Here is a 15,718-nt window from a genome sequence, read left to right on the forward strand (position 1 = left end):
CGGCATTATTTAAGGTGTTTTGTCTAGTGGCTTTTCTGCATAGAAAGCGAAGAAGCTAGATTATATGAAGAGTATAAAACCATGGCTATACGTAAAATAGTCGAAAACAAATATTTAATGGCTAGATAGCTTTAACAGTATTCCTATTGTAGATCCAAACACCGATAATATAATGGTTATTATTATTCCCATAAACCATTTGGTTTGAGTATTTATTGCGTCTTTAACATCAGCAATATCTTCTTTAAGCTCTGTTCTAACCTTAGATATATCTTCTTTAAGCTCTGTTCTAACCTTAGATATATCTTCTTTAAGTTCCGTTCTAACGTTAGATATATCTTCTTTAAGTTCCGTTCTAACGTTAGATATATCTTCTTTAAGTTCCGTTCTAACGTTAGATATATCTTCTTTAAGTTCCGTTCTAACGTTAGATATATCCGCCCTAACATTAACTATATCTTCTTTAAGATCGGTTTTAACATCAGCTAAATCTGCTTTAGTCGCAAGAAATGGTAGTGTTGTCTCCACCTTTGCGAAACGGACATCAACACTATCTTTATGTGGCTTTTGTTTTACCGCTGTATTAGTCATTTCGTTATTATACCTATTTTAGGTTAAAAGAGTCAATTACTATTACCTTTTAAAATCTATAACATTAGATTCATTTTCCACAGCTTCAAAAGCGGGCTTAAGTTTTAAGCCTCTTATAATGCGGGAGATATTTTCTTCTATCTGAATTTGATTTCTCCCATTCTCGACCTCCTATAAACCCTTTTTGCTTGAGATTAAGTGTAACGGTTCTTGTTGATATGCGTTTTCTATCGTAATTTAGCTCTTGTTCTCGGTACTCACTGTAGCTTTTTGCTAAAATACTACTCTCTTCTAAAAATCCCTCACCAACCCTCGCAACAGTCATCAATCCATGCTTGATAGGTATCTGTTCCCCGTCTTTCTTCCTCTTTAGCGTTTATGCATACTTCAGGTACATCAATATCAAGGTTACGACCGTTGCGGATATACGCTTTAATCCCCTCTAAAAACCACTTCTTCGCTTCTAAGGCATATTCAGTTTCTAGTTTTTGGGCGAATGTTGCGTCTCTATTAGCTATCGGTTTGTCAAAAGGAATGACAATATAGCGTCTCCACCATGCATCATCTAGATTTCTGACAAACAAATGTTTATTGGATACGATAAAAGGAGTAAAACTAGCCCGTGCTTCGCTGTATGTATTGCCGTAATTAAAGCGGGCTGTCATACAGTCGCCTCCTGTCATTTGTTTTATTTTTGCTGCATTTAATGGGTGTGAAGCGTTTAGCCCCCCGAAAAAGTGATTTAGGGGGGACTACCCTCCAAAGCCTAGACACTTGTAAAGCCTAAATATTCCTATATTTTGATAGTTCAACAGCTATATTTTATATAGGAAAATGCTATAATTGGTATAGCTTAAGGTATATATTTTTAATAGCGGGTAAAAGTATATATTTACAAGCTAATGGATGTCCAAGCTTCAGAGATATATTATCTTTGATAGATACAGTAAATCGACAGAGAGGCATGTATATTTTTCTTATCTTTCATGACTAATGTATAATTGTCCCGTCATCGGAGTACGAAGACCCCTGACGAGAACGGTAGGAATGCGTACATGGACAATTGAACAAGTAGAAATTTATCGTAAGCATCATCCTAATGGCAAGATTAGCTTTAGAGCTAATATTATTTCTAGGACTGCGACGATCCCGATGCAATAAGAATCGGTAAACAACATGTCAAAGACAGTGTCTTATCAATCCGTACACAAAAAACAGGCAAACAAGTTCATGTTCCGATTTTTGAAGATTTGCAGACATGCTTGGATGCAGTAGGAGCAAATGGAGATACTTTTTTGATCACTGCTCACGGCAAAACTTTTTCTTCTTCTGGATCTTTTGGCAACTGGTTTAGAGATAGGTGCAAAGAAGCAGAATTGCCCGATGAATGCAGAGAGCTCACGGACTAAGAAAAGCAGGAGCAACAATAGCAGCAAATGCAGGTGCTAGTCCTCATGAACTGATGGCTAGTACGGTTGGTCAAAAACAGATATGGCTGATCTCTACACAAGAGAAGTTAACGCAAAGAAACTTGCTTATAAAGCAGCTAAAATGATAGCAGATTGTATGTAAAAAGGTAGGACTATTCGGTTTATAAGTCATTGATTATTCATGAGTCCGATCTGGTCTTACTTTGATGCAAGTCATTGATTTTACTTTTCTCTGGCGGAAGGAGAGGGATTCGAACCCACGGATAGTTGCCCATCTCTGGTTTTCAAGACCAGTGCCTTAAACCGCTCGGCCATCCTTCCTTTATAATACTTTGTATACAACTAAAGGATAATACCTCCATTATAACATTTTACAAGCCTCACATACAAGAGTTATATGTAAATTATATAACTTATTTGCCAGGATAGTGTCTTATTTTATAAAAAATATTTTAAATAAATGAGAGAAAATTCTTTGATTATAGGGCAACGGAAGTTTTGAACTATGATCATCGTTATCTATTCATAATATGATTATTTTAAATTTTTTCTCCCAAATCTATACTTCCGTTTCCTATCGTTTTAAATACCCTTCTTCATATTTTACAGCAGATCATCTGCAGATGTTATTTTTTTCCAATCTTCATTCAATTGATGACAAAACCACGTTATTTGTTTTTTAGCATATTGATTAGTTGCTATAATGCCCCTTAGTAATGTTTCCTCATAATTTATTTCACCTTTTAAGAGCGCCATAATATCCCAAACTCCTATTGCTTTCATTATTGGGAGATCTAATGATAAATTCATTTTCATCAAACTGCGTATTTCATCTATTGCCCCTGAATCCAACATTCGTTTAAAACGTTGACTAATTTTATCCTTTAAATAACTCCTCTCAGGAAGAATGACAATCTTATATGCTGATTCAATAGGGATAATAGGATTTGATGATTGTTTCCAAAATTCTGTAATAGATTGACCGGAAACCATTTTTATTTCAAGAGCACGTGCAATTCTTTGTCCATCAGAAAGATGGATTTTTTGAGCGGCACAAGAATCAATCTGGGACAATTCATCATGGAGAACATGCGGTCCATATTTTTCCAATTTTTCACGCACATTTTTCCTTATGGACATCGGTATTTCTGGCATAACAGAAAATTGACCTGTTAATGCACGGAAATAAAGTCCTGTTCCTCCTACTATTATAGGCAAATGACCATTTTTCTGTACTTCTGTAATTTTTTTAATGGCACAACGTAACCATTTTCCAGTAGAATAGGCTTGTTGAGCAGGTACATGACCATAAAGATAGTGAGGAATAGATTGCATATCTTGATCAGACGGTCGGGAAGTGAGAATTTTAAGAGTATCATATACTTGCATACTATCAGCATTAATAATCGCACCATTCAATTTTTGTGCTAATTTCAAAGCACACATTGATTTACCACTAGCTGTCGGACCAGCTATTAAAATAGCTTTAGTATCTGTTGAAAGGAACATCATCATGGCTCTTATTGCTACACTTATTACTCATCGCTCTAATTCTATACTGAATAATTCTCTTGTAAAACAAATAATGCAAACAGTTAATTCTTCTATGTTTTACTGGCTTGCTGATTCTATCTCCTGCGAGATCATCCTCCCTCCTCACGGAACGATAGATCATTATAAACAAAAAATACTTTCCATTATAGCAGATAAACCGATTGATCTCGTTATACATCGACATGAAAATAGACGTAAAATTCTTCTCATTGCCGATATGGATTCTACTATGATAGAACAAGAATGCATTGACGAGCTTGCAGATACAATAGGAATAAAAGAACAAGTATCTCGTCTTACTTCTCGTGCAATGAATGGAGAAATGTCTTTTCAAGATTCACTTCGTGAAAGAGTGTCTCTCTTAAAAGGAATTTCTACAAAAATCATTTATTCTCTCATTGAAAAGCGAATTACATACACTCCCGGAGGATATGAACTGGTCAATACTATGAAAAAAAACGGCGCTTTTACCCTGCTTGTTTCGGGTGGATTCACAATTTTCGCTCATGTTATTGCTCAACATCTAGGATTTAATCACTATCATGCTAATAATTTAATAGAGAAAAATGAAATATTGACAGGAGAAGTTTTGGAACCAATCCTTGATAGAGAATCAAAATCAAAAATCCTATTAGAAACAACAAAGAATCTTCAAATTAACCCCGAAGATGCCATTGCTGTCGGCGACGGGATAAATGATCTGGATATGATTAAGCTGGCAGGATATGGAGTTGCTTTCCATGCTAAACCAGCTCTTGCAGAACAAGCAAAAATACGTATTGATCACAGCGATCTCGAATCTTTATTATATATTCAAGGATATAAACAACATGAAATTGTAAAATATACCTAAAAAATTGATTATGCCAATAAACTACAATTAATTTTAGATTTTTATCAAAAATCAATTGATTAATTAAAATATTTTTTTGTTTATATTGTATTGTATGTACATCATCACCGTACTATTTGAGATATCGGTAAGTAAACTTCTAGAAGTATTTTGCTATGATCTATCCTATTTTATCATCAAAAAAAATCTCTAACCTTTCAACAACAAATCTGCCTCAACCTTTCGTCTAAGTACAAGACCCCTCAACTTCTTTTGACCAGCAAAACACCATTTTTTGCATTCATCAGAAGCACTCTTCCAATCACCTACATCAACACGTTTTCGAAGCGTACTCTTACGGTATCTAGCAATACCAAGATTAAAAACAAAATCTCCAATTGCTGATATGCGGTTTTCACCAGCATCAATAAGAGAGGGAGAAATCTTAAATACTTGAGTTAAAAACTTCAAAACATCTTGCTTAAGAAGAGATTCTGCTTTTTGCTCAGTGATAACCAAATCTTTAAAAACATCATTTCCAGTATGTCCATAACCAATAGTCCATACTCCTGCAGGACATTGATACGCTTTTAAACGTTGACCTTCAAACCTTTTAATTAAATTAAGTAAGAGCGGTGGAATTATAATCATAAAACCCTCCTTTAAAAAAAACAGAGTTTAAGCCCATCCGTTGCTTGATAAGAAAACTTCCTTTAACACAATCACGCAAGTGATTAGAAAGATAGTAATGTGCATTAATTAGTATCAGGATTATGTGTTTTTCAGGATATACTGTGAATTCCAACAATGAGTTTGCATATCCAAAACCATCGTTACCTCCTAAACCAATAGATCATATTTTTTTATTTTATATCTACGTCAACAAATGGAGGAACTAATAATACTTTCGCACAATAAATTATCTTATTTTCTCTTAAAAAACAACTTATAATTGTAGAAAGTAGCTACTATTGATTAATCTGAAATCGTGATCAGATAGATTATTATACATAAGAAATGATATAAAATATACCCGCAACTTCATTTTAGTATGAAATACTCTTAAAAATATTTCATAACACGGCTCTAGAAACCTTTTTCTCTTAAATTTAGAAGGTTTTTATTCTATTTTTTAGAATTGGTCTCTTTCTCTTGAGAACGATCAAAATACTTAAAAAAGTCCGAATCTGGAGAAAGAACAAAAAATGTATCTGAAGAATTAAGTGAATTAGCATACGCTTTCATAGAACGATAAAATTCAAAAAATTCTGGATCTTTTTTAAATACAGCAGAAAGAATACGCTCTCTTTCTGCCTCACCCTGACCATAATTAACTTCAGAATAACGTCTTGCTTCAGCTAAAATCTGAGTTGCCTTACGATCAGCGATAGACATACGTCTTTGCCCCTCTTCTCTTCCTCGAGCTCGGATAAGCTCAGATTCCGCCAAGCGCTCTGCCTTCATACGATCATATGTTTGTTTAGAAACCTCTTGCGTTAAATCAGTACGTCGTACGCGTACATCTTCTATACTAATTCCTAATTTTTCAGCATCAAGACGCAAATCATCACGCACTTCCCTCATCATTACTTCACGCTGTTTGGATAGAGCATCATTAAAACGACGCAATCCATAAACACGCCGAAGGGCAGCATCAAGACGCGTACGCAAACGAGCTTCGGCAATAATACGATCACATGATACAGATTGACAAAATAACACTGGATCAACAATTCGATGAGCCATCATAGCATCAATTTGATAGAATTTTCCATCAGCAACTTGGACGCGAATACTATCAAGATTCAAAGACAAAATTTGTTTTTGAAGATATTGTACTCTATCAAAATTCAAAAAAGAAAACGGCATTTTAAAATAAATACCCGGTTCATTATAAACAGAACTAATCTTTCCGAATCGTATAACAACTGCCTGTTCACGCACATTAACAACAAAAAATGAAGTTAACGACAATCCTACAAGGAGGGAAAAAATCAGCAAAAAAACAATATAAGATCTCTTTTCTATCATTTTACACCATCCGAATTCTGTTGTTTTTGAACAGGAGAAAACATTTCGTTAAGAGGCAAATAAGGTATAACAGTTTGTTTTTGATCAATAACAACCTTTTTCGATCCCTTTAAAATACCTTCCATGGTCTCTAAATATATTCTACTACGGAGCAATGCAGGTGCATTAACATATTGCCCATAAACAGATAAGAAACGGTCTGCTTCTCCCTTAGCCTCTTGAATAATACGATCCTTATAAGCAATAGAAGATTCACGAATACGAGAAGCTTCGCCTCGTGCTGAACCTAAAATTTGATTAGTATACTTATTAGATTCTTCAATAAAACGCTCTTCATCTTGCTCTGCACGTTGTACTTCATCAAAAGCACTGGCTACTTCACGTGGAGGAGAAACATCTTCGATAGAAATTGTATTAATCAATATCCCAGATTTATAAGAATCCATCGTCTTTTGAATTAATTCTCTGACTTCTAACGCTATTTGTTGACGTTTAGAACGAAATATGTCGACCGCTATTCTCCCTCCGACTACTTCACGCATAGCACTTTCAGCGACTTGCCTTAAAATATCTCTGGGATTTTCCAAATTGAATAAATATGATCGAGGATCACTCACGACATACAGAATAGAAAACTGTAAACTGACAATATTTTGATCTCCCGTAAGGATTAGACCATTATTAGAAGAAGAACTCACAGGTCTTCCTATATTTTCTTGTCGCTCTATAACTTTAACAATTTCGACTTGATCAATAGGCCAAAACATCACATGCAAACCAGGCAATGAAATTTCATTTTTTATCTTACCAAAGCGCAATTCAACGCCTCTTTCATCTGGATGAACGATGTATATTGATTGGAATAGACAGAAAGAAAAGGCTACTAAAGCGGAAATATAAAGAGAACTATACGTATAAAAAGAAGGGATAAAACCTAATATTTTTCTAATCAAACGCGCTATAAAATTATCAAAATCAAAAGGAGGAGAACCGTTATTATTCGAATGGTTGAACTCAGTGGAACGAGGACCCCACGGCCCTCTACCATTGTTATTATTATTAGGCATCAAAACCTCTTAAATTTGAATAAAAAAAATCATAATATCATTTTACAATACGTCCTCACGTATAAACGATAATTGCATAATTTCAACTAAAATAATTTTCATACTATAAAATTTTTCCTGGAAAACGACGATGATATATCACAAATCGCGTTGGATATTCATCTTTTTCACTTGCGGGAATGAAGATTGGTTTTCCTTTTTCTTGCCAACAAGAAGGATCAATAGGAGGGAAAAAAGCATCTCCTTTAATCGCTGCTTCGATATGGGTAACATATAAATTATCCGCACGATTAATCGTCTGAGTATATATTTCCTGCCCACCTATGAAGAATACTTTTTTGCTTTCTGTTTTATAAGCAATTTCTAGGGAACGATCTATAGAATCTGCAAATTTTATCTCTGAACCTGAAACATCATCACGATGATTGCGTGTCAATACAATATTTAATCTTCCTGGTAAAGGATTTTTTTTAATTGATAGAAAGGTACGATAACCCATGATAATTGGATTACCTAAAGTCAATTCTTTAAATCGTTTGAGATCGGAAGAAAGTTTCCAAGGCATATGGCCATAATCTCCAATAACATTATTACTTGCTATCGCAACAATTAAAATGATTTTGGGCATTTAATCCACACTGCTAGCTTATTGGAAAGAAAATAAACCTATGACATCGGATTAATCATCATTATACAACGATTTTTTTTTCCGTAGGAAGACGAATACGAGGCAATATTAAAAGATACTCGAATCTTGCAAAACATACTAACTGCAAGTTATTAGAAAAATTTTATTGTAAAAAAAACATTAATAGGAGTTTTCCACCTTTTTCTACACTAACAGAATGCAAAAAATTTAAAACCCCTAAAATCGAATGATAATTATAGTAGAGGGTTAAAATGTCCTGCAGGAAAGTGCGATGCTCAATCAGTACCTGTCAAGCACGATGGTAAAGTTAAGATTAATGCCTGTAGAAGAAGCGATGGTAAAGTTACGATCAGTAAGATTAAGAAGCCTTGGTTAAGCCCTCCTCTGCTGACAGAACCTCAATCCACCTCATAACCACTCGAAAATATCCGAAGAAAGAGGTCAAAAACACGGCAATAGAGTATTCATGCCACTTTCAAAGTACTAATTGATCAAAAAAACTTATTTTTTCGATATCTTACTAATAAAAAAACTCATTACACTCATCAAGAGTATAGCTCAGGTGTATGTGCGGATACTATGAAAATAAGATAGTTCAATATTCAATATCCTAGGATTTATGAGTATTTTTAAAGGGCAATCACACTGTTACCTTTGCAGGAATAGCTGCATGCGGTTCATAAGATTCTAGAGTAAAATCTTCATATTGAAAGGAAAACAAATCTACAACATTCGGATTAATGATCATATGGGGTGTTTTTTTTGGAGATCGAGAAAGTTGCAAGTGAGCTTGCTCAAAATGATTATTATACAAGTGCACATCTCCAAGGGTATGAATAAATTCTCCATACCGAAATCCGATGACACTTGCTAACATCATCGTCAATAATGAATATGAGGCAATATTAAAAGGTATGCCAAGAAAAACGTCGCCCGAACGTTGGTATAGCTGACATGATAATTTCCCATCATCGACATAAAATTGAAATAAACAATGACAGGGAGGTAGCGCCATTTTATCTATTAGCGCAACATTCCAAGCCGATACTATATGGCGACGAGAATACGGATCAGTACGTAAACTCCTTATAATAGAAGAAATTTGATCAATAGTATTCCCATCATAATCAGGCCAAGAACGCCACTGCACTCCGTATATGGGTCCAAGATCACCATCTTTGCTCGCCCATTCATCCCATATACTGACACCATGTTGATGAAGATAAGAAATATTGCTTCCTCCTTTTAAAAACCAAAGAAGCTCGTAAATAACAGACTTCAAATGAACTTTTTTGGTTGTCAACAAAGGGAATCCCTTGGACAAATCAAAACGCATTTGATAACCAAAAGTGCTACGCGTGCCAACACCTGTACGATCTCGACGATCTGAACCAGACGTAATAACATGACGAAGAAGATTAAGATATTGCCGCATTTTTCTAACCTATTGTTATTTATACAAATATTATTGAGTTATCTTTTATTACTCTCTTTCCATATAAGCAACAATCATTCCCAACACATCTGAAGTAGAGGTAATAACATGACGAAGAAGATTAAAATACTACTTTATTTTCCCAACCTATTATTATTTATAAAAATATTTATTGAGTTATCTTTTATTACTCTCTTCCCATATAAGCCAAACACATATATAATATTGATGCCATTTGGATATAGCGATAAATAGTCTGCGTAATAAGCTTGTTGGACCCGGGGGCGGTACCCGGCGCCTCCACCATAACAATAAGGGGGCGAAATAGGATAGACAAGGGTGTAAAGGTTGAAAGTTCGCTCGGCATTGTACCACCGTTATCGGACTAAAAATGTAGTTGCAAATGACAACTTCGCTGGAGAAACTCGCCTGGCCGCTTAGGCAATGCGATTTCTCACTTTAAGCCCTGATGGGTTGCACCATCAGGCGGGGTTTGGAGGCACCTGGCAACAGAAGCCTCCTTTTAAAAAGCATAGATGGGTTTTCTGTCTTACTTCGAAAATATACTGCATTAAAAAAATATACTGCATTAAAAAATAAGAGATGACTTTGTGGCAAAAGTATACTATGAGATTTCCTCTCCTCAGTCATTAAGTAATGAGTTTTTATTAAATGGATAAATAATCGATGAATCATGATCATATTCGTTATGATATCTTAACTAAAGAAGCGCTTCGGGGTCTTGTGAAAACCGTACTTGCAGAAACAGCAGCTATTGGATCCCTTCCAGGAGATCATCATTTTTATATAACTTTTGCGACGAATGCTCGAGGAGTACGCATCTCACAAAATATTAAAAAAATCTATCCTGAAAAAATAACAATAGTCATTCAAAATCAGTTTTGGGATCTTAAGGTTTTTGACAACCATTTTGAAGTGGGGCTTTCTTTTTCTAATGTACCAGAACTTCTCTCTATTCCTTTCAATGCTATTCAAGGTTTTTATGATCCATCTGTCAATTTTGAATTAGAATTCGATGTTCATCTTTACGATGCAGAAGAAGAATTAGAAAACAAAAAAGGGGAAGTTTTAGGTTTACCTGAAAATTTCAACAAGGACCAATCTCCCGATTCGTTAGAAAAATTGCCTACGGATAACAAAGAGAAGAAACAAAAAAAAATAAGATGGCTTCGGTGGTATCATTAGATACCTTTAGAAAAAAATAAATTTTTGCTGGAAATGATCCATAATATATAAAAATTTATGATCTTATTATCATAAAAAACTATTACGATTGAGCTTTATAAAACTAGAGAATTACCCTCTTCATCTGCAAAATTTTATTTATCTCTCTTCTGTTCAGAAGACTGATCTTTATCTTTTAAAGAACGCAAAGAACCTGATTGAAGTTTATAGTGCTCTATACGCATATGCCAATCAGAAAAATCAAAATCCCCCGAAACCTTAGACCATTCGATAGGAATTTTTAGAGGCAATAACTTGGATATATGACCATATGCAGAAAAAACACCAGTATAAATAGGATTTTTCTGATCCCAGAAAAAATTTCCATTAAAGTCAAAAACAATAGAATAATCGAGAGATGCAATCTGTACTTTTAAGGGAAAAGAATTATTTTGAGCTGGCAAAGTAGCCATTATTTTAAATGAACTCTTATTATCTTCATATTTTCCCCTCCCTTCTACCCCTATAAATCCTTTGATAGAATTAATAGATAATGGAGAAGAAATATCTAAAATATTAGCGGATATTTCTAGATTAAGCCCTGATATAAAATATGATTTATCAGATTCTTGATCAATAATTTGAATCCTTCCCTCATCAATGTGAGATTTTTCCAAAACAATATTATGAATCATGGCCATGATACTATTCTCATGAGAAGAATTGACCTTATTACTCTCTTTAGAAACATTAAACATGCCTTTATTTTTAGGGAGATAAAAAGTAACATAAGGTCGATCAATATGCATATCACAAACGCGAATTTCACCAAATAAAAGAGGGAAAAAATGTACATTAATTGATATTTTTTTTATTCTTGATTCAAAAGAACCATTGTCTCTTTGATCTATACCAATATCTCTAAAAACTATTGCAGGGAAAGGTAAAATGCTAACTTCAATTCCACGTACTACTATTTTTTTCCCTATAAAAAGAGATGCTTGGCGTTCAATTTTTTCTTGAAAGTCTGTCCAACTTATAAAAAAAGGAATCGAAAATGCGCCCAACAATAGAACAGATAATAAAAATACCATACTAATTAATATCCGTCTAAGCACAATGATAATCCTGTTTAAAAAAGGAACAACAAACGAATGAAAAATCACATTGCAATCTTCCTTCAATATTCTCATACAAAAAAATTCAATTGATGTATTATTAAAGGAACCTAACACGGACTGTACTATGATTATAGTGACTGATGAGTAGAAAAATAATAACAGAAAAAGTAAATTATTGAGAAAAATATTTTTATAAAAAAGTTAAATATTTTATATCATATCCCATTCAAACCATAACTGTTTTATTTCCTACTATCAAAAGGAAATATGTTTATTTCCACACGTTGATTGTTCTTACGCCCTTCCTGAGTATCATTCGTATCAATGGGACGTTTGTAAGCAAATCCTTGAGGAGGCGCAAATCTATCTGGAGAAACACCTTTCTCTATTAAATAATCAGTAATAATTTGAGACCTTTGCTGTGAAATTAATAAGTTGTATTCTAATGTTCCAATGGAATCCGTATGTCCAGTAATTGCAATTTTTGTACTTGGAAATTTGTTCAAAGTAGTGGCAATGGAATTTAAAACGGGTACAATGTCTTTGTGCAAAATTGAACCGCTCGAAAATGCTATATGCACTGGTATATGACATGTAATCTGATCATACTTGCGAATAATACTAACATCCACATCCTGCAATTGCATACGCAACTCGTCTTCTGCTTTATCTAAATGACTTCCAAAATTTGGTTTAATGAGAATAATGTTATTTTCATTATTTAATTTCTTTGAAAATAGTTTATGATTGCCTTTATTAGAACACCCTGACAAAGCAGTCATTACAACCATTAAAGCACCTGTTCTTTTTATCATTCCAACCATTCCTATTTATTATGAGCAAAATATTCTATTTTAGCCTCTTATAACTTATCGTCTATGTATAATATATATTGATTTCTTGTATTTTTATCAAATCTTTGTAAAATGATTTCCACGTAATATTCAAATGGTTATAGGTGGCGCAGTGCAGCAAGATGATAAAAAATCTTATTTTCTTAATATCTCACCAGCTAATATCATCGATTCGCACAACTATCTTGAAGGATTAAATCCTCAACAAGTACACGCCATTACCTTTACTGATAAATACCCTCTTCTCATATTGGCAGGGGCTGGTACTGGCAAAACGACAGTTTTAATAGCCCGTATGTTGCATTTAATTTATCAGAAGAAAATCCCTGCTTCGAAAATTCTTGCTATGACTTTTACCAATCAAGCAATCCAAGAAATGAAAAATAGATTGGCTTGTTTGAGTGGTCATATCCCCCAGATTCAAACTTTTCATTCTTTTAGTGCAAGCATATTACGACAACATGGCAATGTCGTTGGTCTTCCGACTGATTTCACTATTCTTGATTCAGGTGATAGTCGCACAATTATCAAAGAAATACTGAAAAAAAACAAAATAGACGAAAAAAAGTGGTCTATTTATCAGGTTACAGATAAAATCGATTATTGGCAAAACCATGGTTGGAATCCAGAAAATATTCCTGAATCTTCTTTATCTGAAGATGAAATAATTCCAAAAGAAATCTACATTGATTATGTCGATCATCTCCAAAAAACAAAAAGCTGTGACTTTGGTGGATTGATTTTAAAAGCCATAGAAGCATTACATCATCCACATATTTTAAAATACTATCATCAAAAACTTTCCTATATCATGGTCGATGAATATCAAGATATTAATACCGCACAATATTTATTGTTACGATTATTGTGTCAAAAAGAAGATAAGCAAGACAATGCTTCTATTTGTTGTGTTGGTGATGAAGATCAATGTATTTACGAATGGCGCGGAGCACAATTTTCTCATATCATCAATTTTCAAAAAGATTTTAAAGAGGCTAGTATAATTAAACTTGAGCAAAATTATCGCTCAACTTCTCATATTCTTAATACAGCCAACAAGCTTATTGCTCATAATAAACAACGATTTAATAAAAATCTATTTACCAAACGCCATTGCCCTGATGATTCCAAAGTAACAATACATGTCAGTCAAAATGATACTTCTGAATTATCAACCATCATCACAGAAATCAGGAAAATTCAAAACACAGGAATGTCTTTAAACAATATAGCTATTCTTGTGCGTACAGCTTGGCAAACACGCAAATTTGAAGATGCGTTCATTGAAGAAAAAATCCCCTACAAAGTAATAGGAGGAAGTTTTTATGATCGCCAAGAAATTCGCGATTCCTTCGCTTATTTTCGCTTAATATGTCAAGGAAATAATGAACAAGATTTTAAGCGTATCATCAACCTTCCTAAGAGAGGAATAGGAAAAGAAAGCTTTAGAAAAATCCAAAATCATGCCGCCCAGCGTCAAATATCTTTACTTGAAGCCAGCGAAGAACTCATTAAGAATAATGAATTTCGCCCTCAGATACGTAAATCATTGCATACTTTTGTTAATGAGATTCGTCGTTGGAATAGTCTAACCAATCAAACAAACCCTATGCACCTTGCGCAGATGATCCTTGAAGAAAGCGGTTATATTGCCATGTGGAAAAATGATAAATCTTCAGAAAAATCGCAAGAGCGCCTTGAGAACATAAAAGAACTCATATCTAAAATAGAACAATATGAAACTTTGCCAAGTTATATTCTCCAAGCCCCCCTCAGAGAGGGTGTAGGTCCTTCTGTCATTAATCCTAATTACCTCCAAATCATGACCTTACATGCTGCTAAAGGACTAGAATTTGATACCGTCTTTATTCCAGGATGGGAGCAAGGGCTTCTTCCCCACCAACTTTCACTCAACGAAGGCGATTTAGAAGGAGAACGCCGACTCGCATACATGGGGATTACGCGTGCAAAAAACAATTGTCATCTTTTTTATACTATCAATCGACGAACACATGATTTTACCCGCACAGAAAGATATCAACCATCCGAAGTATCGCAATTTTTAATAGAAATCTATGATCCTTCTCATGTCCAAGAAATTATTCACGATAATATTTATGGTTCTTTTTCCAATAGTTAGGATCAAACATATAAACAAAGTTATCCTGTTCATAAAAAGATGATCAGATTTGAAGTTGATGATCTAATACGACATGAAAAAAGCGGCATAGCAGGTATATTTCACATATTTCAGACAACAAATTTCAAATTCAACTTGATTACCATAAGCCCAAAAATATGAAATAATAACGTAAATATCAATAATTAAGATTGATCATTACCCTCATTGAGAATATTTTTATAGAGTACTGAGAGCCCAAAAAGAAAACTTAAAACGATACCAGTTGGCCTATAAGCCGGGTTCTGTATATTTCCATAGAGGAAAATGGCAACCATCCATCTAGGATGATATTTACATACCACCTCATGCAACCTACCCGGATAGCTAGATCGAAAACAAATCGGGAGTATTGCTACTCCGCGCTATCCCTATTTGGTCTTGCTCCCAACGGGGTTTACCCTGCCATTTCTGTTACCAGAAACGCGGTGAGCTCTTACCTCGCCATTTCACCCTTACTTTTATTGTTATAAAAGCGGTATATTTTCTGTGGCACTTTCCCTAAAGTCACCTTTGCCGGACGTTATCCGGCGTTGAGTTTTCGTGGAGCCCGGACTTTCCTCACCCAATCAGGTATAATCCCAATAAAGCGCGGTCACCCAGCCAACTGGCCCATGGATATTAGCGAAAATATCTCATAAATACCATAGGAAAAAATCTTTTATGACAAAAAATATGCCTCCATAAAAGCAAAAAAAAGCAAATCATCTCATCGTTATAAAATATAAATATTTCTTTTATTTTGCTCATTGATTTGACATAATCGTTCTTAGGAAATAATGAGAATGTG

17 protein-coding genes, 1 tRNA gene and 2 other RNA genes are annotated in these 15,718 nt (G+C 34.3%); 7 read left to right on the forward strand and 13 right to left on the reverse strand.

Annotated elements, in window-relative coordinates; translation table 11 throughout:
* Positions 1-114 precede the first annotated feature (114 nt).
* From CKC_RS03570 to CKC_RS06325, 3 genes are all read right to left on the reverse strand, one after another.
* On the reverse strand, positions 115-591 hold the full coding sequence (locus CKC_RS03570) for a DUF1640 domain-containing protein (RefSeq protein ID WP_013462148.1): 477 nt from the start codon (positions 589-591) through the stop codon (positions 115-117).
* Between the two features lie 97 nt (positions 592-688).
* Entirely contained in the window at positions 689-916 is a 228-nt protein-coding gene (locus CKC_RS06320) for a hypothetical protein (protein WP_013462149.1), read from the reverse strand.
* Positions 894-1,256 carry a primase gene (locus tag CKC_RS06325; RefSeq protein WP_013462150.1) on the reverse strand — a complete coding sequence of 121 codons (363 nt, stop codon included), beginning with the start codon at positions 1,254-1,256 and terminating at the stop codon, positions 894-896. The genes CKC_RS06320 and CKC_RS06325 overlap by 23 nt, the downstream gene beginning before the upstream one ends.
* Positions 1,257-1,584: 328 nt before the next feature.
* Between CKC_RS06325 and CKC_RS06200 the strand changes: the two genes are divergently transcribed.
* The 3 genes from CKC_RS06200 (at position 1,585) to CKC_RS06210 (ending at position 2,146) form a co-directional block, all read left to right on the forward strand.
* A complete protein-coding gene (locus tag CKC_RS06200; protein ID WP_193345355.1) occupies positions 1,585-1,752 on the forward strand; it encodes a hypothetical protein in 168 nt (55 codons plus the stop codon).
* 89 nt (positions 1,753-1,841) lie between these two features.
* Positions 1,842-2,000: a hypothetical protein gene (locus CKC_RS06205; RefSeq protein WP_193345356.1), complete on the forward strand. Its 159-nt coding sequence runs from the start codon at positions 1,842-1,844 to the stop codon at positions 1,998-2,000.
* Positions 1,979-2,146, forward strand: a complete 168-nt coding sequence (locus tag CKC_RS06210; protein ID WP_013462152.1) for a hypothetical protein — start codon at positions 1,979-1,981, stop codon at positions 2,144-2,146. Before CKC_RS06205 ends, CKC_RS06210 begins: the two co-directional genes overlap by 22 nt.
* A gap of 108 nt (positions 2,147-2,254) precedes the next feature.
* On the opposite strand, the gene CKC_RS03590 is transcribed toward CKC_RS06210, so the two are convergent.
* Both CKC_RS03590 and miaA read right to left on the reverse strand, forming a co-directional pair.
* Positions 2,255-2,342, reverse strand: a tRNA-Ser gene (locus CKC_RS03590).
* Between the two features lie 282 nt (positions 2,343-2,624).
* Positions 2,625-3,536 carry a tRNA (adenosine(37)-N6)-dimethylallyltransferase MiaA gene (gene miaA, locus CKC_RS03595; RefSeq protein WP_013462153.1) on the reverse strand — a complete coding sequence of 304 codons (912 nt, stop codon included), beginning with the start codon at positions 3,534-3,536 and terminating at the stop codon, positions 2,625-2,627.
* On the opposite strand from miaA, the gene serB reads away from it, so the two are divergent.
* On the forward strand, positions 3,535-4,428 hold the full coding sequence (serB, locus tag CKC_RS03600; RefSeq protein WP_013462154.1) for a phosphoserine phosphatase SerB: 894 nt from the start codon (positions 3,535-3,537) through the stop codon (positions 4,426-4,428). The genes miaA and serB overlap by 2 nt on opposite strands.
* Before the next feature lie 189 nt (positions 4,429-4,617).
* On the opposite strand, the gene CKC_RS03605 is transcribed toward serB, so the two are convergent.
* From CKC_RS03605 to CKC_RS03625, 5 genes are all read right to left on the reverse strand, one after another.
* The gene (locus tag CKC_RS03605) at positions 4,618-5,058 is read right to left on the reverse strand and encodes a lysozyme (RefSeq protein WP_013462155.1); all 441 of its coding nucleotides are present in this window, start codon (positions 5,056-5,058) and stop codon (positions 4,618-4,620) included.
* A gap of 474 nt (positions 5,059-5,532) precedes the next feature.
* Positions 5,533-6,438 carry a protease modulator HflC gene (gene hflC / locus CKC_RS03610; protein WP_013462156.1) on the reverse strand — a complete coding sequence of 302 codons (906 nt, stop codon included), beginning with the start codon at positions 6,436-6,438 and terminating at the stop codon, positions 5,533-5,535.
* Positions 6,435-7,505, reverse strand: coding sequence for an FtsH protease activity modulator HflK (gene hflK, locus CKC_RS03615; protein WP_013462157.1), 1,071 nt, complete (start codon positions 7,503-7,505; stop codon positions 6,435-6,437). The genes hflC and hflK overlap by 4 nt, the downstream gene beginning before the upstream one ends.
* A 103-nt stretch (positions 7,506-7,608) precedes the next feature.
* Positions 7,609-8,133, reverse strand: a complete 525-nt coding sequence (locus tag CKC_RS03620) for a dihydrofolate reductase (protein ID WP_013462158.1) — start codon at positions 8,131-8,133, stop codon at positions 7,609-7,611.
* A gap of 661 nt (positions 8,134-8,794) precedes the next feature.
* The gene (locus CKC_RS03625; RefSeq protein WP_013462159.1) at positions 8,795-9,589 is read right to left on the reverse strand and encodes a thymidylate synthase; all 795 of its coding nucleotides are present in this window, start codon (positions 9,587-9,589) and stop codon (positions 8,795-8,797) included.
* 191 nt (positions 9,590-9,780) lie between these two features.
* Between CKC_RS03625 and ssrA the strand changes: the two genes are divergently transcribed.
* Positions 9,781-10,113: a transfer-messenger RNA gene (gene ssrA / locus CKC_RS05965) on the forward strand.
* A gap of 163 nt (positions 10,114-10,276) precedes the next feature.
* A complete protein-coding gene (locus CKC_RS03630; protein WP_013462160.1) occupies positions 10,277-10,795 on the forward strand; it encodes an SspB family protein in 519 nt (172 codons plus the stop codon).
* A 134-nt stretch (positions 10,796-10,929) separates the two neighbouring features.
* On the opposite strand, the gene CKC_RS03635 is transcribed toward CKC_RS03630, so the two are convergent.
* Entirely contained in the window at positions 10,930-11,868 is a 939-nt protein-coding gene (locus tag CKC_RS03635; RefSeq protein WP_158304001.1) for an AsmA family protein, read from the reverse strand.
* 269 nt (positions 11,869-12,137) lie between these two features.
* Positions 12,138-12,710, reverse strand: a complete 573-nt coding sequence (locus tag CKC_RS03640; protein WP_013462162.1) for an OmpA family protein — start codon at positions 12,708-12,710, stop codon at positions 12,138-12,140.
* A 133-nt stretch (positions 12,711-12,843) separates the two neighbouring features.
* On the opposite strand from CKC_RS03640, the gene CKC_RS03645 reads away from it, so the two are divergent.
* Positions 12,844-14,889: an ATP-dependent helicase gene (locus CKC_RS03645; protein WP_013462163.1), complete on the forward strand. Its 2,046-nt coding sequence runs from the start codon at positions 12,844-12,846 to the stop codon at positions 14,887-14,889.
* Between the two features lie 257 nt (positions 14,890-15,146).
* Here CKC_RS03645 and rnpB read toward each other — a convergent pair.
* Positions 15,147-15,539: RNase P RNA component class A (gene rnpB, locus CKC_RS05865), an RNA gene on the reverse strand.
* Positions 15,540-15,718 lie beyond the last annotated feature (179 nt).

The sequence above is a fragment of the Candidatus Liberibacter solanacearum CLso-ZC1 genome (assembly GCF_000183665.1).
Classification (GTDB): domain Bacteria; phylum Pseudomonadota; class Alphaproteobacteria; order Rhizobiales; family Rhizobiaceae; genus Liberibacter; species Liberibacter solanacearum.